Genomic DNA, 18853 nt, shown 5'->3' with positions numbered 1-18853 from the left:
TTGTGCCACAAACTAATTTCACTAGATCGTGGCACAAGTTAAGCTAAAGTTTGTTAACTATTCGTATTTTCTGGCTTTTTTAGTTTTGATTACTGCAATGTATGCGTGCCAGCTTGCATAGCTAAGTAGTGGCATAATCACAATAAACCCAACAGCCCCAGTTACAAAGCCAAGCGCAACCATTAGGAAAATGCATATTGACCAAACAACCATTGGCGCAAAATTATTTTTAACGGCATTAATAGATGAGACGATAGCTGTCATTATGTCTACGCGTCTTTCCATCATAATTTGTGGTGTAAATGCAGACACTGAAAAAACAGACACGAGTAAAACGCCACCTGCAATTGTACCAAGCGTTAAAAATGCTGACAGTTCTTCAAATGTTGGGTTAGCGTAGTTAGGGTATAAAGCATGAACAAGGGCGGCAATGCGCATCCACGCAATCATTATTACGAGTAATAATATTGCAAATCCCCACTCTCCAACTGGGTTTCTAAACATCGACTTTAGCGAATGCCTAAAAGTGGGTTTGTGGCCTTTTTCGAGTTCCCATGCTACGTCGTATAGGCCGGCTGCGAAAGCGGGTCCAATTAAAACAAACGCAACAGTGGCGGGTAAAATTACAAATACGCTTTGTGCAAAAAATGCAGAGTAGATAATAGCTGCAGGAATAATACTAAACACTAGGCCATAAATTACAGTAAGTAACGGGGCTCGGGTCATATCTTTAAACGCAAGTGCTAACCAGTGAAAAGCAGCGAACGTATCTACTTTGTTACACTCTATACAGCGAGCAAATTCGGTATTTTTTTCAATTGTTTTTGTTGTAGGCATAAGTGGAGCTCCTCTATAAAGCCTCTATTTAGGTTTAGGTCATAAACGCTTTATTTACAAATATTAAACATACATACGGAGCTAAAATTAAAATTGTTCACTAAATAAACGTTTTATGTTTTTAGAAGGGGGGATTACAAAAGGAAATTTTATAGGAGGATTGCTGAAATCAATATTAATAAAGTACTACTTAACCTGTAGGCAGGTTAAGTAGTTAAATAATGCTCAGCCTAAGCTGATTGCTAGGTATTGTATCTCGTCACCATTTATTTGTGGCAAAAAGTAAATATCGTTGTATTTAAAATATTGCTGAGAGTTTATGGTAACTGGCTCAGCTGACGATGGTAGTTCATCGTAAACTTGCCCTAAGCTATAGTCGAAGACGTTGCCAATTTTAATAGCTTTGTTGCGCTGGATTATTGGCGCATCTACCACTTTATAGCCGCCGTTATCAGCAATATAAAAAACGTTCTGATAAGCATAATATGTGGTGTTTCGATGTTTCATACGCGAATAATGTCTAGGAAGTTTTTTAATGCGCAGTCCGCGAGGTGGCATCACAGCGTGATAGCCTTTTTTAGCTTTTCGGTAGTAAATGCCGTCATTAAAGCTAAATGAAATTCCATTAAACCAAATAGAGGTACTTCTTCTTGGCAAGTGCCTTATGTATCTATTTTCTTTGTAATAACGCGGCTTATACCTATTAGTTAGGTAGTTATATTTATGATTGTCGAAACGTAGTTGTTTACGCTTTTCTTGCTGCTTTTTTTGCTTGTTCTTTTCTTTTTTACGGTCTTGGCGCTTTTCTTTTTTATGCTCTATGCGTAGTTTTTTTTCATGGCGACGTTCATCGCGCTTATACTCAATGCGTTTAGGGTTTTCGTGCTTATAATTTTTATGATCTTCTCGCTCGTTGGGCGCTGCAATTGCGGTGCTTGAAAGCGCGCTAATGGCAATTATACCCGATAGTAAAAATGTAAGTTTCATAGTGTGCCTCGTTTATGTTGTTACATAACTAGGCTTAATATTAACCTCTGAAACTGAACATTAACTGACCTATTTAATGTTTGGACGTTCCTTTACATTGCTTTACGTAAGCTAAACAGTTTCTTACTTATTATTACAGTTTTAAACAGGGCGCTTTAAACAATCTATACATGTGATAAAAAAAGAGTGCAGGTTAAAATTAAAGACTAACTTATAAGCCAAGCTATTAAAATTTAAATCATTTTAATAGCTTGTTCATTAGTGCTTAGCTGAGGTTAACAAATCTCATCGAGTAAATGCATCACACGTTCGCTGGCTGCTTCCATTTTATGAATATGCTTAATTGCAGATTCTTTATCGCCATTTTGAATTGAGTGCAGAGCCGCAACACCATTTTTATGTACTTCACTATGCGGGTTTTCTAATTGTTTAAATGCATTGGTGTGTTTAAATTCGGCAGACTGCTCTGAACTATACCACTGGCCTAATCGGCACATTGTATGATCGCTAAAGTCATTAACTGACTTGTTGCTTTGGCCATTTGCTACTGCGTAAATGTCACCTTTCCATACAACATGATCTAGTTTAACGGTTTGAATAAACGACAACGTAGCAGCCTGAGAAATCGTATTTTTCATGTTGTTACAAAAATCGATAATTGAAGTGTAATCGGTATTCAGTGCATCAAAATTATCACTTAGGTGCGAACTATTTTCTTTAATACCTTCTACTGATACCACTGTTTCATCTGTTTTGTTAATAATTTCTTTTACTAGGTCGGCCACTTCTTGCGCTGACTTATTCGTGTTTGTTGCTAGCACCCTTACTTCATCTGCTACAACACTAAAGCCTCGGCCAGCTTCACCCGCACGGGCAGCTTCAATAGCAGCGTTAAGTGCTAATAAATTTGTTTGATCTGATATTTTACTAATTGTTGAAACAAACGTACTGATTGTACCGGCCATGCTAGCTAGGCCTGAAATGTTTTCAGTCATGCTTCCCATTTTACTGGTCATTAAATCCATTTCTTTGACAATATGATTTAGCGAGCTATTTGATTTTTCGAGCAGGGTGTTTATCTTATCGCTTACTTTGTTTTCTTCATCAATTTTAGAGTAAGAGCCCAATACGGTTTGTCTTATATCTTCGATTTGAGCAACACCATTGATAGAGCTGGAAAGTAATGAGTGAGTGAAACTATGATCTTCATTATTATTTGGGTTATTTAACTCTTCAATTAGAGAAGTATTTTCATTGATAAGCGTTGTATTTTTATTACGTAAACTCTCAATTTCTTTTTTTAGTTGGTCATTTTCGTTTTTCAATATCGAGTAGGTTGAACTTAAAACAAACATATTTAGACCTTGATTTTTAAAAATAATTTACATTTAGTTATTATTATAGAGGTAAAATTTTATTGAGCCTATATTTATAATCACTGTTTTCTTTCAATGAACTCATATGGTGATAAATTTTTGTTAATTCTCACCATACATTATTAAGTTCAAAGTCCTTGGTTAAAGGTTGTTTTTATAAAATCCGTAAAAATGCCACTAGGTCTGTTTGTTCTTGCTTGGTTAAATTAAGCTTTATAAGCAGGTCGGTGGTTTTAGGGAAGTGTGGGTCGTTTAGTTGGTTTTTTCGTGGTCTTGGTCTAGCTCCGCCATGGTTATACATACTTACGATGCCTGATAAATCTTCAAATAAGCCGTTATGCATCCACGGAAATGTTTGCATTAACCCTAATAGTGATGGGGTTCTAAATTGGCCAATATGCTCAGAGTTGTGGGTGGCATCGTAGCGGCCTTTATCTTCAAAACGGCGGCCGTAATAATGCAGCCCTGTGCCATGGAATTGGTTGTCGCTGAGTAGTGCGCCGTTATGGCAAGTCATGCATTTAGCTTTAGTTCTAAATAGGTGAAGGCCATTTAACTCACTATCACTTAGGCTATTAACTGCTTGTATTGGATTTTTATTAAGCTGCGTTAAAAAAATTTTATAGCGGCTATTTGGCGGTGCTAATGTGCGCTCAAACGCAACTAAGGCTTTTGCCATTTGCTCTGAAGTGAGGGTATTACTATTAAAAGCGCTTTGATTAAATGCACGGTAACTCTCATCTTTATTTACTCGGGCTAAGGCTATTTTTGGATCTAAGTCCATTTCAATTGGGTTTTCTATTGGCATAAGTGCTTGCTGCTCAGCGGTGCTTGCGCGTCCATCCCAAAAAAAACTTTGCCATTGATCAATACCAAAAATAGCGGGGGTGTTACGCGTGCCTACTTGCTCGTCAATGCCTATGGCAGTTGTACGGCCATCATGAAAGCCTTTGTCGCGTTCATGGCAGGTGGCGCAGCTAACGGTATTATTACGTGAAAGCTGCATATCATGAAAAAGCTTATCGCCTAAAGCAACATGCTCAGGTTTTGGCGATGCTACAGGCAAAAGCGACATGGGTTCAACGCTTCTTCCGTCACTGGTTTGAATAGCAGGCCAATGAGCTTGGCCTTTGCTATAAAGTGAGCGTAAATCGTTACTGTTTAAAGCTTTAGAATCAGCCGTAAACAAGAATACAGCAAGGGCTACAAAAATAACTTTAATCATACTTGTAGCTCAGCTCTAACCAAAACACTCGACCAGGCTCAATACCTGATGCGCCCTCTGCAACGGTATACGTTCTATCATTTAATAAATTAGAAATATCAGCACGTAACTCTAAGCTTTGGTTGCTGGTCAGTTTATGTTTGTATTTTAAACTTAGGTTTAGCATTGTCCTGGCACGTATAGTCTGTTCTTGGTAAACATCAAATAAAGTGGAAACAACTGGGCAGCTAGCACAGACATCTTCTATATCAATACTTTCGCTTCCTCCTGTACTTACAGCTGTATCGTAGCTTCCTGAATATGAGATATTTAATCCAGTGCTAAATGAATCGACCCAATCTACGTTCCAGCCTAAGGCTGCTGTAATAGGTGCTCCAAAATTAGTTCGTATCTGAGATAGTTGACTTAATGTGACCAGTGATCCTTCATCTTTTGCATTAACATAGTAAACGAGCTCATCAAGTGGGGTGTTATTTACGGTTGCATTATAATTGTCATTTGATATTTCGTTCTCGGCATACGATGTATTTGCCCATACTGAATGGGCACCAAATTGTGCGCTCCATGCTAGTGAAATACGTTCTGAACTTCCCGTTCCTTCATTACTAATATCAATATAAGTGTACCCATCAAGATCTGTTTCGTCTGAAGTAGTGCGAGAGAACTGCTGATGTTTTTTACGTTTTATGTATTTTAAAGACACATTACCCATTGTCTCAAATGCGTGAGCGATACCCAGTGCAAGTTCATCATCGTAAGGGGTATCCACGTCATTAAATCGATATTTAAAGCTACCAGTGTAATTTGAATCTAACCAGTTTTGTAAATATCCACTTTCGATAGGTCTGTATTGCAGGTACGAAAACTGCTGTTGCTCTTTTATTTTATAACTGATAATTGCAGAGTCGTAATAGCGGTTAAGGCCGGCACTAATAATGGTTTTTTTATTATCAAATACGTCGTAACCTAATGAAATTCGCGGTGCTACATCATGGTTTTGTAAAAAGTCATCATAGCTGTAGCGCATACCTAAATTCACATCCAGTTTGCCATAGTTAATATGGTCGGTAACGTAGAGTGCGTTGCGATTTAAATTTACATCTATGTATTCAGCAGGGCTAACAGTTCGGCCATTAAAAAATTGCGCTGTAGTAGTTATATTATTACTGTATGCGGTGACGTGCTCCGAGTTGTTAAAGTCAATTTCCCCACCTAATTGCTCAGCTAATTCTTCTATAGGGATGAGAGTTTCGAGTGCTTGACAATCAAGTGAATAACCACTGCAATTAAGGGGTGTAGTCGCACTAGACCATATAACAGGCGAACTGTAGTTATAGCCATCTTGAAAACGCTCACGTTCTATTTGCTGATATTTAATTTCTGCACCAGCCACAACTGAGTGGGTTAATCCTAAAGATTTAAAAGTTTCTAGATTAAATGTATTTTTCCAATTGGTAGTAAATTGGCGGTTATCTAACACGCCATAACCACCTTGGCGTGAAAAGCGTTCGTCTGCATCACCTTGGTTAGCGTATTGTCCCCAGTCTTTTCCTTTTGTTTGTAGCCAATTATAAAAATGCGCTGGGCCATCTCGGCTACTATCACTTATGTTAAAGCTTAAATTACTTGCCCATGTTACATATTTAAAATCTTGCTTTAATTGTATTGCGCTACCATAAGCGCCACCTTCTAACTGATAGTCACTATCAAGTGCATCAGTAATAAAACCATTCACCTCGTAGGGAGAGTAGATCATACTTATCGTAAAATTATCAACCCAGCCGTTCTTATAACCATATTTAAATATAGCGTTAATGTTACGGCGGCTTTGGGTTTTTGTTTGCCCTAGTGATAAGTCACTTATATCACTGTTGAGGTAATTTAAACTAAGCATTACACCGTGACGTTTATTAAGTTGCTTTTTACCGCTCAATGAATAGCTTATTTTTTCGTATACTGGAGCCTCTAATTCAGCTTCATCTGTACTGCTTTGCTCAGTTTGATCGTCGGCTTGAATATAATGATAATCAGCCCAATCACTGTGATTCCCGCGTACAGTAAAGCTAAAACTATCTTTGCCAAACGTTTCTTTTGTTTTGGTATCAACAACACCGCCAGAAAAACCACCAAATTCAGCCGGAATATTATGATCGTACACAGTGATTGACTCAACTACATCAGAGTTTACATTCATGCTTTGCACACCGCCTGACACGTCATTACTTGATGATGTTAAGCGGCTACTACTGGCAGGATCAATACGATTATTGTAGTTCATACCATCAAGTGAAAAACCTGTTTGCCAAGGCTGGGCGCCTGAGATGGATATTTCTGGCGCACTTATCTCTGCTAAGCTTTCAATGCTGAATGCCTCATTGCTTAATTGTACGCCAGGTAAAAGGGCAATTAGCTCATTTATGTCGCCATTCCCTTTGGCTGTTGCATCAATAAAACTGCGGTCTAAATACGAACGACCAATAACTTCAGGAACTTCTATTCCTATAAATTGGCCTTTGACTTCAATGTGTTCGATAGCTTCACATAAACTTTTTTTTTCATCAGTGAGTGTGCTGCAATCTTCAGGTGGGGGAGGAGTCTGTTTTTGCTCGGTCGCACCATATGAATTATGGGCAAGCAAAAACAGACACGCATAAATATAACGTGTCTGCATTGTTTTCTCTTATTTAGTTGCCAATTGGAGTGCTGTCTTCGCTATCAGCAATACCATCGTTGTCAGCATCTTCATCGGCTGTTAAACCCGAAGCGGTAACATCTTCATCAGTTACATTTGCTAAGAAGAAGTTTGGAAGCCCGTCGTTATCAGTATCAACACTGGCAACACGGTTATCTCTAAAGTCATCTTTGCTTGCAATTAATTCAGCCATTGTGGTGTAAAGGTCAAGTTGGTCGGCTTCACCATTTACCTCGTTAGTGACAAGCGCTGTCGCTTGCTCGTATTCGCCAAGTAAGGTATGTGCTTCGACTAAATCTTCCATGGCATCAATAATGACAGTATCGGCTTGCGCTAAAATAAGCGTTTCAATATCAGCGAGAAGTGCTGAGGTTTGTGTTTTCACACTACTGTAAGTGCTGGCAAAGTCAGTAATACTGCCGGCATTAGCCCCCATGCTAGAAAGCATGCTGTAACGCTCCCAAAAGCCAGTTGCAGACGGACTAAGTAGTATTGTTTCGTTTTTTAGTGATTCGAGTACTTCAAGTAGTTGGTTACTTGTTAACGTGCTTAAATTTTCGTTTACTTCAACTATTGCACTATTAAATGTAGTTAAGGCTAAGTCGGTAAACCCTGCGCTTACTAAATAGCCTAATGTTTCTAATCGGTATTCGAAGCGGTCTTCAATGTCATCTAATACACTAATTTTACTAAGTAATTGCGTGTTTATTGCGGGGATTTCGTCAGTTAAGCCTGCGCGGTCAAGTGATACCATTACATTGCTGTGAACAACAATTGCAGAAGTGTCGGTTAAAGTTCGTAATGTGCCTGTATTTAGTTTATTTAACATGGTTAAACAGCGATTTGCTGCAGCAGCAGTATCTGCGCCGACTTCTCTACTAATGGTGACTAGTAAACCACAGCCTTTATAGCCAGCTAAGAAAGAAGTAGATGACTCTGCACTTATGTATTCGTCAGATGCAATAAACTCACCCGCATACGTTAATACGTCTTTCGCTTGTTCGGTATACCCGTACTGATATAAAATTTGCACTGTGCCTGCGTTGTTGTCTGTTTCGACTAAACTTCTAAAAAATTCATTATAATCACCTTCCTCGGTAAAAAAGGTAAAGGCCTCAGCGGCTGCATCGTCCACTGAAGAGCCCGACATAATGCTTTTAGCTACGCTAAAGCTATACATAATTTGATTAGCACCACTGATATCAAAATCAGATGAAAGTAAGGCAAACGCAGGGTTTTCCTCAAGATCGTACAGGCCTTCTAGTAATCCGGCCAGAGTTTGTAGTGGGTAAGTATAAGTACCTAAATTGGCCTCAGTGTATTCTGAAGCAGCAAAGTCATAGTTGCTATCTATGCCCGTTACACCATAAAACGACAACGCTAGATTGACGTATTCTCGAGCTAACTCAAGCGAGTTTGCACGAAATAAAATCTCTGCTGCCCATGCGATATAAAGCGCTTTTAGTCTTTGTGTTTTTTTACCTTTAAATTCACCGCTTTTGTGAATTTGGTAACCTGTGTTACTCGAAATGTTTACCAGTGCAGCAGCGAATGTTTGTGCTGTAAGCTGATTGGTATCAGTTGGGTCAGCTGCATATACGTCTAATGCACCTTCGGCTGCATTTTTAAACGCTGTTTGAAAGTAACCATACGTTTTTGTGTACTCTTCTTCACGTACAATCTCTGCGTAGCTGTTAATGGTATTTAGTAGGGTTTCTGCTTCTTCAGTTTGCCCTACATCCATATAATCATTTAATAAACCAAGTAACCAAGACGCATCACTACTGTTTATATTTTCAAAGCCCTTTTCAGCTAAGTACTGGTTGTAAGCGGCTAAAGCGCGTGAGCGATATTGTGCACCTTGCTCTTTTTCATTGATGCTATCTAACGCAACACCTACATCTCTTAGGCCTCCAGCAAGAGCTGTTTGCTCGTTAATGAGTAATAAATAGTCTTCGGCTGTATCTAAAAACCCAGCACGTGCATACGCCGCTGCTTGAACTTGGTATACGGTATAACGTGAAATTTCATCGTTAATGCTTTCGTTTACAATATCGGCTTGTTTTAAGTGTGATTTACTAGAGCTGTAGTAAAAATTACGTTTGTCTTCATTTGTAACATAAGAAGGGCTTAGTGTAATACTGGCCGTAATTGGTTCATCAATTACGCCATCCGTATAGCTTATTACGAATGCTTCATTAACTGAACTTAATGTTTGCGCTTCAAAGATAAACTCGCCCGTGCTTTCGTTTATTGTAATTACACCATTTTCAGGGGAGGTTATCAGCGTAAATGTTATTTCATCTCCATCGGCATCAACTACATTAATAGTCCCCTCTGTTGTTGATGATGAGGTAACAAATACGTTTGTTGTTTGTAATACCGGCGTATCATTAACATTTTCGACCGTAAAGTTTAGCGTTACATTTGAACTAAGAGAGCCATCGCTAACTGAAATTGAAGCACTATCGCTACCAAAAAAATCGACGTTAGGGGTATAGGCAAACTTACCATTTGCTTCTACCTGTATAGTCCCGTTACCTGGTGCATTGGCAAGCGTGTAGCTTAAGGCGTCATCGTCGGTGGCTGTTACTTGGCTTGAAAAAGTGGTGTCTTCGTTTACAGTAAAACTTAAATTAGGTTGAGAAAACTGTGGAGCAGTATTACTAGAGCCACCGTCACAACCTGCCAACGCAAGCGCGCATAATATTGGGGTAAATTTAATTAGCTTGTTCATTATTGTTAATATCAAAAGTTAATGATGTTGCGAATGATAATGCATATCAATTAGATTTTAAAGTGCGAAGTGTTTGTCATACTAATAGTGAGTATCCATAAAGCACTTATAAGGCAGCTAAAACACAAAACCCTGCTATTAACAGGGCTTTATTGTGAGTAAAAATGAGATTAGTAAAGAGAGGGGGGGGGTTATTAGTTTAAGTCGCTAATAATAAGCAGCGGAAAATTTTTAACTGAACGAGGTTGCCAATTATTATAGCTAATATTGCTAATTCCAAAATAGTTAAGCACCTTAGGTGAATACGTCCAGCCACGCGCATGTTGCTTTATGGCGGCGCTGCGTAAACTGGGTTTTAGCCCTACAGTGAGTAGGTCGTGATTTACATTTAACTTTGTGTAAAAGGCTTTTTCGCGCAGGCTTGCTTTATTTATCACCTCATCGTAATGGGCGCGTAATGTCTGCCATTTTTGGCTTTTTTGTGGCTCTTTTAAGTGCTTTACCATGGCATCAATATCACTATCTAACCATTTAGCTGAGGCAGCATCCCCATGCCAGCCGATAATCGTATTGGGCTCAATTGTAGTAGGGTGCCCAGCAAGCAACACATAATTAGCACACGACGAAAAGCAAAACTGCTTTATGTTTACCGTTAGCTTATGCGCCAAAATTAATTCGGCTAAGTCCATCCCTAAATCTATGTTTCCGCCGCCGCTGGTAATCGTAAATGTATTAATTGTAGGGTCAGTTTTTAAAAGCTCAGCTGCCGTATTGTTATTTTGTTTGTTGATTTGGCCACTATATATAATTGTTTTATCACTTAAGGTTACTTGGGCCTGCAATAACGTGGGGAGTATTAAAAAAAGGGTAAAAATTAATTTATGCATATGAGTTTTAAGTGAGTATTTTTGCCAAAGGCTACGTAATTTGGCTAAAAGTGGCAAATACTAATTTGGCTAAAGTAAGTTAACCCCTTTTGACCCATCCTTAATCCTTGGCCTAATACACTATCTGTAATGATTTAAATTAGGCACAGTTAAATGGTTTATTTTAAAAAGCGGCTTTACGTAGTGAACGTTAAGCCGCTTTTTATGATTATTAGTAGGGCGTATTACTTATAATACCAACCTGCAATAATACTTAATCATTTTGAGGGGCTAAACGAGTCGCTATCTGCGTTAAAAATACTCTCATTTACGATTACATGGATACAGAAGGTAGAGCAATGCATGAGCAATTACCGAGAACAACTAAATAGCGAATTTTTTGCCTAGCTATCACCACGTTTTTCCATCCTCAAAATAGATCATTTAATTAAGCATATTGTTAATTCAATGTGAATACGTATGCACTTATATTTAGACAAAAAATACACTCGCATACAGTTTATAAATCGCGGTGCTATTGCCTAACGCCGCGTTTAGATTATTTCTAAGTTAAATTGTTTTTAATACTGTAAAACTAATAGGCCTTAGTTTATTTAAAAGAATAAATAAAAAGCCATTATAAAATGGCTTTAGATAATTAATAGGTTGGTTGGGTTTAACGCAGGGTGAGTTGTTGGTTTATTTCATCAAAAATACCGGCGTCGTCTATGGTTGAAGGGATTTGCAGTTCGTCGCCATCAATAAGTTGGCGTAAATTTTTACGTAGTATTTTTCCGGAACGAGTTTTAGGTAAGCGCTCTACGCTAACTATATTTTTTAAACACGCTATGGCGCCGATTTGATTGCGCACAGAGGCAATAAGTGCTTTTTCGACTTCTTCGCTTGACCCTGTAAAGTCATTTTTAAGTACAATCATGCCCATTGGGAGCTGTCCTTTTAGTGGGTCGTTAACACCAAATACAGCGCATTCGGCAACCGCAGGATGAGCCGCTACAATTTCTTCCATTTCGCCAGTAGAAAGTCTGTGGCCTGCAACATTTATAACGTCATCAGTGCGGCCCATTATGAATAAGTAGCCGTCTTCATCTATATATCCGCCATCGCCAGATAGGTAGTAGCCCTCGTATTCACTTAAATAACTGGCTTTAAAGCGGGCTGTGTCTTGCCAAATAGAGGGTAAGCATCCGGGTGGTAAAGGTAGTTTTATAACTACGGCCCCTTGTTCGTTAGCTGCGCACTCATTACCGCCCATGTCGAGTATACGAACATCAAATCCCGGTGTAGGTACGGTTGAGCTGCCAGGTTTGGTTGTTAATGTTTCTATTCCTACTGGATTACACGCAATGGCCCAGCCTGTTTCGGTTTGCCACCAATGATCGAGTACCGGAAGTTGAGTTTTCTCTTTTAGCCAATTGTATGTGGGCGGATCGAGGCGTTCGCCTGCTAAAAATAATCGTTTTAAACTAGGGCGTGTTGATCTTTGTGGTATGAAAAACAAACAGCATGAAGATAAGGTATAATTGAATTCGCCAGAAAACTTTACACCGAACCTACATGCCAAGATTAATGCTAACAGACGGGACATGGAATGTCTTATCAAAAGTAATGTACTTAAGTGGTCGAATTTATAATAAGCCCGACCATAGAAAAACGCTCGAAGGCATACTGTATAAGATGCGCACAGGTATTCCATGGCGAGATTTACCTTCTGATTTTGGCCGTTGGAGTGCTATCTACAGACGGTTTAATTTATGGTCCAAAAAAGGGATTTTGAATGAACTGTTTCGCGCATTATCTCGTGATGCGGACATGGATTGGGTCTTCATTGATGGCAGTATTGTCAGGGCTCATCAACATAGTTGCGGTGCAAGAACTGCTGACAATGAATCAATTGGAAAGAGCCGAGGTGGAAATTCTACGAAAATTCATCTTGCAGTCGATAGCGGAGGGTTGCCTGTTTATTATGAATTATCCTGTGGAAATACGCATGATATCGTCCATGCAGAGTCACTCGTAGCTAATTGCCCAACAAGTAATATGGTTGTCGCAGATAAAGGCTACGACAGTGAAAAACTGAGAGCGTTTGTTCGTGATAATAACGCTACACCCGTTATTCCACGTAAGGGCAACAGTTTAGTAGGCAATGAAGATATTGACTGGTGCATGTATAAATATCGGCACTTGGTTGAGAATGCATTTGGCCGTATTAAGCAATATAGAGGGATAGCCACGCGGTATGAAAAGCTTGAACGAAATTATCATTCAATGCTCGCTTTAGCATTTACTATGATGTGGCTACCAATGTGGGCTGATTGATATATGTACTACAAAGATCAACAGCCCCTAGAGGTATTATATTTTTTAAAGCCTTCAGCATTAGGATCTTCTTTTTTGATTGCTCTAAATGCTGTGGGGGCACTAAATAAGGCGCTTACTTTATATTCTTCCACTACTCGCCAAAAAGCAGTGGCGTCGGGAGTGCGCACAGGTTTGCCCTCATATAATACGGTTGCACATCGGTACATTAATGGTGCATACACAATATAAGAGTGCCCAACTACCCAGCCAATATCTGAGGCGGCCCAAAATACCTCGCCCGGCTCCATACCGTAAACAGTTTTCATACTGTAGTTCATCGCTACGGCGTGCCCGCCATTTTCACGTACAACCCCCTTTGGGGTGCCTGTTGTACCTGAAGTATATAAAATATAAAGTGGATCGTTGCCATTTAAAGGTGTTGGATCTGCCGCCTGTGCGGTTTGCATTGCGTGTGTCCAATCAATATCGCGTTCGTTGACCATATTGGCAGTAACTTGGTCGCGCTGATAAATAATACAGTGATCTATTTTATGATTGGCAAGCTCTATGGCGTCATCAATAAGTGGCTTGTATTCAATGATGCTATCGACCTCTACACCGCAAGAAGCGCTCAGTATCAGTTTAGGTTTTGCATCGTCTATACGCACAGCTAGTTCATGCGCTGCAAACCCACCAAATACTACGGAGTGTATAGCGCCTAAGCGAGCACAAGCTAACATACCAATAACAGCTTGTGGGATCATGGGCATGTAAATCACTACACGATCGCCTTTTTGTACACCAAGTGCTTTTATTACGCCTGCAAATTTAGCGACTTCTTGTTGTAGTTGATTGTAAGTATAAGTTTGCTTTGTATTGGTAACAGGCGAGTCATAAATCAGCGCAGTTTGGTCACCAAAGCCTGCAATTACGTGTTGGTCGAGCGCTAGAAAGCTGGTATTTAATTGTCCATCGCTAAACCAATGATAAAGGCCGTCTTTATCCTGCGTATATGCTTGGTTTGGTGTTTTGTACCAGGGGATGTTTTTACTTTGTTCTAGCCAAAACTGGGCTGGGTTTTGTTTAAAGCTCGTGTATTGCTGTTTATACAGGCCTGACATAATAGGCTCCTAAAACTAAATATGTATGAGAGACCTTACAAAAGGTAGGCTTTTTTATGTGCCTAGGCTATTCGACCTTGGTCGGCTAAAAGTTAATCACATGGTTAATACGCAGCAGCAGTGAGTTTGACAAATTAAGGCGCGCGGCTCAGCATGGCCTAATATTTGTAAGGAATTAATTGTATGAGTAACGACGTTAGAGTGGGTGTTGCCGTAATTATTATGCGACAAAACACTATTTTATTAGGTGAGCGAATTGGTGCGCATGGTGCAAATACATGGGCAACGCCGGGTGGACATTTAGAATTTGGCGAAAGCGTTGAGCAGTGTGCAATACGCGAGGTATTTGAGGAAACAGGGCTGAATGTTAGTCAAATAACTAAGCTTGATTTTACTAACGATATTTTTAGTGCTGAAAACAAACACTACATTACTTTGTACGTAAAAGCTGATTACGATGGTGGTGAGCCTGTGCTAAACGAGCCAAATAAATGTATACAGTGGCGCTGGTGCGATATTAATAACTTACCTTCACCACTGTTTACATCACTTAAAAACTATTTAACTACAGCAACACTTACGGCTTAGTTGATGGGCTTAATATTAACTTTTTAAAGCTCACTTGAGCGTAGTCACCGTTTTGTTTGTCGAGTGCCCACTCGCCTGTGCCTAAACAGCCAGGGTACCAAATACCTTTAGACGATTTAGTACTACATTGGTTATAAGCACCAGCCTTGAAATAATGCCAATCGGCAGCATAACCATGCGGGTGATCTTTGTCGTCCACTTTGCCGTAGGCATCAACATTGTTTCCTAAGTTAATTGAGTAGTTAACATCCTCTTTGCCTTTTGCGCTAAAGGTAAGGTGCATTACATTACCATGTACGTTTACGGTATAGCTAAAATCTTCACCAAGCGCTATACCTTCAACACCCGGATCATTAGGGTTTTCCCACGTGTTTCCCCATACTGGGTATGTAATATCAGTTCGGTTAGGATCTGTTTTTGGTAAGTTACGTTCGTAGTTCCAAAAAACGGAGCCCATTTTATGGCCGGGCCATTTTTTGTAATAAATTTTAAGTGGTTCGTTACCCCAGCCAAAACCCAGTTTTGTATCTATTAGGGCTTGATCTTTACCTGCGTGAATTTGCCCTACCACCACAGAATAAGCGGCTTTTTTATTAGGATCGTTAGCGCGAAGCGCGACATGATCCACCTTTAGCGTGGCTTCCATTTTTCCGCCTACCGAGCCAAAGCGCTCCGATAGAGGGTGTACAGCTAGGGCAAAGTTATTCTTTGAATTTTTAGTTTTTATTTTGGTATTGGTGCCGCGGATCATTTGTCTTAGTTCACTGCGGGTATTAGTAGAATTGGCGCTGGTAAGCGCTTTATTTGGCGAGGTAAATACCATATAACCTTGATCATCAAGGTAGAAAAAATCAGGGTGCGCGTAAGTTTGAATTTCTTCAACATCAATTGTGTCTATTTTACCGTCGTTGTTTAAATCAACAGGTACGTTTATTTTCCATTGTGATAAATCAAACTTTGATGCAGGAACAGGTGTATTGCTATCAATAGGTGTGCTTGTATTTGCGCAGCCCATAAACAGCAACGGAGTAACAGCAGCCAGTGCTGTGAGTTTAAAAGTAGATGTTAGGTTTTTCATTGTTGTCTCTGTGTGATGATGTTAATGAAGGACAATATCGACCTTGATTAACGTTAATCTAACATACCAATTTAAAATATCAACATTACCAATTGCTGTGTTTTTTATTTTTTACTTTTATATTTGGTTATACCAATGTGGTTTTTAAGCTTTTTTTTAATGTATTTACGTTGTGCCTTTTTAATATGCTTTGTGAGCCATTTTGTCATTTTTGGCATGAGCTCTGGTGCAAAATTATGACCCATACCAGGCACTATTTTTAGTTTTGCCTTTTTTATTAGCATGGCCGTTTTTTTACCTTCATCCACACTAATGACTACATCATGACTACCATGAATGACCAATGTAGGTGTTTTAATTTTTCGAATTAAATGTTGCCTATCTTTACTGGCAGCCATTGCAATGAGCTGGCGTTTGTAGCCATTAGGGTTGTTTGAACGCTCAACTATTTGTGTTGCATGAAGCCGAAGGGCGGCTTCTGTTTGTGGGTAAGCTGGGCTGCCAATTAGTTGGTTTAGTTTAATGTTGTAATTAATTGCTTCATCACGGCTTGGTGTTTTTGGTTTTAATTTGGCAAGCTTAATAAATACGCCAATGCTTTTGGCACTCAGCCTTGGCAAGCTTGAACTTGACATAATAGCGGTTAAGCTCAGTACCTTTTTTTTATGTTGCGCCGCAATTAGCTGGGCAATCATTCCACCCATGGATGCGCCAACAAAATGGGCTTTTTTAATTTTAAGGGCGCTCATAAGCGCCAATACATCGTTTGCCATATCGTCGAGCAAATAAGGAGTTCGGCTTTGTATGGGAAGGCGCTTACTCAGCCAAGATTTCATTAAACTAGGAGAGGGGTAATGATCCAAATGAGTCGACAGTCCGCTATCACGGTTATCAAAACGGATAACTCTAAAGCCATTGTTAACCAAACCATAGTATAGTGAATCTGGCCATACGGTCATCTGAGCACCCAAACCCATTATTAGAATAACGGTAGGAGAGTGTTTATTGCCTTCATCTTGATAGTTAAGCGTTATACCGTGCGGTGTTTTAATTGTTCGCATAGCCAAGTTAGGTTATCAGCTTTACTAAAATTGTAGTGCGTATTTATTACAGTTTATTGGCAGTGGTAGGAAGCGGAAGTTTCCATTTGTTTAAAATTGCTTCGTACTCACCGTTTTGCTTAATTATTACAAGTGCTTGCGATATGGCGTTGGCTGTACTTTCTTCAAGCATTTTATTACTGGCAAAATAAAGCATTGAAGGAAAGTCATCTAAGTGAATGCGCTTGGTGATAAGGTTTGGATCTAAGCCCGACATTTTTAACTCGTTTTCTAATGTGAGTGTATTCATTAAGGCAAAGTCGATACGTTTTTTGTAAAGCATTTGCCAAAGTTGCTGGTAGTAGCTCACCAATACTAAATTTTTGTCTTCTTTAAAGCCCATTTGCTTTAAATACTTAGCACTTGAGTACCCGCGAATAGTGCCTATTTTATAAAACTTAGTGTGGTTTAAGTGTGTGGCTTGTGCTTTATTGCTTTTTAAGCTAACCACGTAAGCGTCGGTAAAATAAACACTGCCTAACCATTTAAAGTTATTTGTGCGCGTAGGAGTTTTTAATAAAGAAAGTAAAATAGTGTTTGGATTACTTTCAAGCTCGTGAAATGCGCGCGCCATGGGCATTATTTCAAATTTAGCGTTTAATGGTGTGATTTTTAAAACGGCTTTGGCTATATCAACAAGTGCGCCATCGGCTTGGCCATTCTCGTTTTTAAAGTGATAAGGGTGCAAATCTTCGGCAATAAAGTTTACTGTACTCATTGCATTTACCGCAGTACAAAACATAAATACAAAGGCGCTAATTACAACACGCAGGTACATAAAAAAGTCTTTTTTAGCCAACATTGGTTGAGTTTAAATAATATTGTCTGAAATATAAACTTAAATGTTTAATAAAAGTAAATCAAAGTAAAATTACCCCTTCTTCGTTTTAAAGTATTCTAGTGGGCTGCACGAATACCAGCGTTTAAAAGCACGATTAAAAGAGCTTTGATCTTTAAATCCGAGTAGCAATGCTAGCTGTGCTAAATTAGGTTTATTAGGCAGTTCGTTAATACGTCGCTTTCGCTCGTTTTCAAGCATGAGGGCAAACGTTGTACCGTGCAATTTTAAGTGCCGTTGCAAGGTGCGTGGTGTCATACTTAGGGCATTTGCAGTGCGTATTAACGTACAGTTTTGTAAATCGAGCTTTGCCATTAAAATTTGGCTGACATTTTCAGTTATATTTTGCTGGTTAGTAAAATGACTTAATTGCTGATCAGATACTTGCTTTAGTGCTAAATAAATAGCAGCGTTATCAGTTTTAAAGTTCAGGTTTAAATAGCTACTCGGAAAACAAATTTCGTTGTGTTTTGCATTGGTTAAAATTGGGCAATTAAACCATGTTGCTAGCGTATTTATTTGCGCTTGAGTAAAGTGATATTGAAAGCTAACTTGTGTCGGTGATAATTCGTTATTGAGTAATTGGCGTACAACACTCACCCAAGCTGTCATATTTCTTAATACTACTTGTTCATTACATTTAGCATGGGGAAACCAGCGGATAGTTGCCTGGCTTTTTTGTTGCTCAAATTGTGCTTGACCTATATTGGCCACTAAGCGGTCGTAATTTAAAAGCGCTTGTATAGCGTTGCCTAATCCGTTACTTGACTCGACTAAATATCCCAAAACGCCATAGTCAGCCGTACGAATATGCTGACCTAGTCTAAAGCCAAATAAAGGATCTTTAAGTGTATTTTGAGCATAATTAAGCAAGGCGTTATAGCTTTTTAGGCTTATGCGTGGTGATAGTTGTTGTTTTGTGCGATTACTAAATTCAGTAAAATTAATTGCCTTTAGAGCATCTTGATTATTTAAACCTTGGCTTTGTAAATAATCAAGAATACTAGAAAAGTAATGATCGGCAATGGTTTGCATTTGTCGCCTAAAGCTAAAAAATGATCGCGTATGAGCAAGTTTGCCACGTTAAAT

The 18853-nt window shown here is 39.1% G+C and carries 14 protein-coding genes and 1 pseudogene; 2 read left to right on the top strand and 13 right to left on the bottom strand.

What is annotated here, in order from left to right; genetic code table 11:
- Positions 1-57 precede the first annotated feature (57 nt).
- From PS1M3_RS13030 to PS1M3_RS12995, 8 genes are all read right to left on the bottom strand, one after another.
- On the bottom strand, positions 58-837 hold the full coding sequence (locus tag PS1M3_RS13030; RefSeq protein ID WP_006791813.1) for a DUF2189 domain-containing protein: 780 nt from the start codon (positions 835-837) through the stop codon (positions 58-60).
- A 225-nt stretch (positions 838-1062) separates the two neighbouring features.
- On the bottom strand, positions 1063-1824 hold the full coding sequence (locus PS1M3_RS13025) for a DUF6515 family protein (RefSeq protein ID WP_203984722.1): 762 nt from the start codon (positions 1822-1824) through the stop codon (positions 1063-1065).
- A gap of 275 nt (positions 1825-2099) precedes the next feature.
- Positions 2100-3179, bottom strand: coding sequence for a methyl-accepting chemotaxis protein (locus PS1M3_RS13020; protein WP_203984720.1), 1080 nt, complete (start codon positions 3177-3179; stop codon positions 2100-2102).
- A 175-nt stretch (positions 3180-3354) separates the two neighbouring features.
- Entirely contained in the window at positions 3355-4425 is a 1071-nt protein-coding gene (locus PS1M3_RS13015) for a cytochrome-c peroxidase (protein ID WP_203984718.1), read from the bottom strand.
- Positions 4418-7096, bottom strand: a complete 2679-nt coding sequence (locus PS1M3_RS13010; RefSeq protein WP_203984715.1) for a TonB-dependent receptor plug domain-containing protein — start codon at positions 7094-7096, stop codon at positions 4418-4420. Before PS1M3_RS13010 ends, PS1M3_RS13015 begins: the two co-directional genes overlap by 8 nt.
- A 13-nt stretch (positions 7097-7109) precedes the next feature.
- On the bottom strand, positions 7110-9854 hold the full coding sequence (locus PS1M3_RS13005) for a cadherin-like domain-containing protein (protein ID WP_203984712.1): 2745 nt from the start codon (positions 9852-9854) through the stop codon (positions 7110-7112).
- Positions 9855-10048: 194 nt separating this feature from the next.
- A complete protein-coding gene (locus PS1M3_RS13000; RefSeq protein ID WP_239104456.1) occupies positions 10049-10741 on the bottom strand; it encodes a hypothetical protein in 693 nt (230 codons plus the stop codon).
- Positions 10742-11396: 655 nt separating this feature from the next.
- Positions 11397-12326, bottom strand: a complete 930-nt coding sequence (locus PS1M3_RS12995) for an AMP-binding protein (RefSeq protein ID WP_371816581.1) — start codon at positions 12324-12326, stop codon at positions 11397-11399.
- Here PS1M3_RS12995 and PS1M3_RS12990 point away from each other — a divergent pair.
- Complete coding sequence (locus PS1M3_RS12990) at positions 12296-13057, top strand: IS5 family transposase (protein WP_024600859.1); 762 nt, start codon at positions 12296-12298, stop codon at positions 13055-13057. The two genes, PS1M3_RS12995 and PS1M3_RS12990, sit on opposite strands and share 31 nt — an antisense overlap.
- 29 nt (positions 13058-13086) lie before the next feature.
- Here the strand turns inward: PS1M3_RS12990 and PS1M3_RS12985 are convergent.
- Positions 13087-14160: pseudogene (locus tag PS1M3_RS12985) on the bottom strand (AMP-binding protein); the annotation flags it as partial.
- 183 nt (positions 14161-14343) lie between these two features.
- On the opposite strand from PS1M3_RS12985, the gene PS1M3_RS12980 reads away from it, so the two are divergent.
- Entirely contained in the window at positions 14344-14748 is a 405-nt protein-coding gene (locus tag PS1M3_RS12980; RefSeq protein ID WP_138740154.1) for an NUDIX hydrolase, read from the top strand.
- On the opposite strand, the gene PS1M3_RS12975 is transcribed toward PS1M3_RS12980, so the two are convergent.
- The 4 genes from PS1M3_RS12975 to PS1M3_RS12960 all read right to left on the bottom strand — a co-directional run bounded on the left by PS1M3_RS12975 (position 14738) and on the right by PS1M3_RS12960 (position 18799).
- Positions 14738-15826 (bottom strand): polysaccharide lyase family 7 protein, encoded by a 1089-nt coding sequence (locus PS1M3_RS12975; protein WP_008128874.1) that lies wholly within the window; start codon positions 15824-15826, stop codon positions 14738-14740. The two genes, PS1M3_RS12980 and PS1M3_RS12975, sit on opposite strands and share 11 nt — an antisense overlap.
- Before the next feature lie 104 nt (positions 15827-15930).
- Positions 15931-16887, bottom strand: a complete 957-nt coding sequence (locus tag PS1M3_RS12970; protein ID WP_033025313.1) for an alpha/beta fold hydrolase — start codon at positions 16885-16887, stop codon at positions 15931-15933.
- Between the two features lie 46 nt (positions 16888-16933).
- Positions 16934-17728, bottom strand: a complete 795-nt coding sequence (locus PS1M3_RS12965) for an ABC transporter substrate-binding protein (protein ID WP_008128880.1) — start codon at positions 17726-17728, stop codon at positions 16934-16936.
- A gap of 69 nt (positions 17729-17797) precedes the next feature.
- On the bottom strand, positions 17798-18799 hold the full coding sequence (locus tag PS1M3_RS12960; protein WP_203984708.1) for an AraC family transcriptional regulator: 1002 nt from the start codon (positions 18797-18799) through the stop codon (positions 17798-17800).
- Positions 18800-18853 lie beyond the last annotated feature (54 nt).

This window comes from Pseudoalteromonas sp. PS1M3, assembly GCF_016865405.1.
Taxonomy (GTDB): domain Bacteria; phylum Pseudomonadota; class Gammaproteobacteria; order Enterobacterales; family Alteromonadaceae; genus Pseudoalteromonas; species Pseudoalteromonas marina.
The sequence above is the reverse complement of the archived record's forward strand: the minus strand, read 5'-3'. Positions and strand labels throughout refer to the sequence as shown.

Coding starts and splice junctions, on each gene's coding strand:
- PS1M3_RS13030 (WP_006791813.1), bottom strand. CDS start 837: ATGCCTACAACAAAAACAATTGAAAAAAATACCGAATTTGCTCGCTGT.
- PS1M3_RS13025 (WP_203984722.1), bottom strand. CDS start 1,824: ATGAAACTTACATTTTTACTATCGGGTATAATTGCCATTAGCGCGCTT.
- PS1M3_RS13020 (WP_203984720.1), bottom strand. CDS start 3,179: ATGTTTGTTTTAAGTTCAACCTACTCGATATTGAAAAACGAAAATGAC.
- PS1M3_RS13015 (WP_203984718.1), bottom strand. CDS start 4,425: ATGATTAAAGTTATTTTTGTAGCCCTTGCTGTATTCTTGTTTACGGCT.
- PS1M3_RS13010 (WP_203984715.1), bottom strand. CDS start 7,096: ATGCAGACACGTTATATTTATGCGTGTCTGTTTTTGCTTGCCCATAAT.
- PS1M3_RS13005 (WP_203984712.1), bottom strand. CDS start 9,854: ATGAACAAGCTAATTAAATTTACCCCAATATTATGCGCGCTTGCGTTG.
- PS1M3_RS13000 (WP_239104456.1), bottom strand. CDS start 10,741: ATGCATAAATTAATTTTTACCCTTTTTTTAATACTCCCCACGTTATTG.
- PS1M3_RS12990 (WP_024600859.1), top strand. CDS start 12,296: ATGCCAAGATTAATGCTAACAGACGGGACATGGAATGTCTTATCAAAA.
- PS1M3_RS12995 (WP_371816581.1), bottom strand. CDS start 12,326: ATGTCCCGTCTGTTAGCATTAATCTTGGCATGTAGGTTCGGTGTAAAG.
- PS1M3_RS12980 (WP_138740154.1), top strand. CDS start 14,344: ATGAGTAACGACGTTAGAGTGGGTGTTGCCGTAATTATTATGCGACAA.
- PS1M3_RS12975 (WP_008128874.1), bottom strand. CDS start 15,826: ATGAAAAACCTAACATCTACTTTTAAACTCACAGCACTGGCTGCTGTT.
- PS1M3_RS12970 (WP_033025313.1), bottom strand. CDS start 16,887: ATGCGAACAATTAAAACACCGCACGGTATAACGCTTAACTATCAAGAT.
- PS1M3_RS12965 (WP_008128880.1), bottom strand. CDS start 17,728: ATGTTGGCTAAAAAAGACTTTTTTATGTACCTGCGTGTTGTAATTAGC.
- PS1M3_RS12960 (WP_203984708.1), bottom strand. CDS start 18,799: ATGCAAACCATTGCCGATCATTACTTTTCTAGTATTCTTGATTATTTA.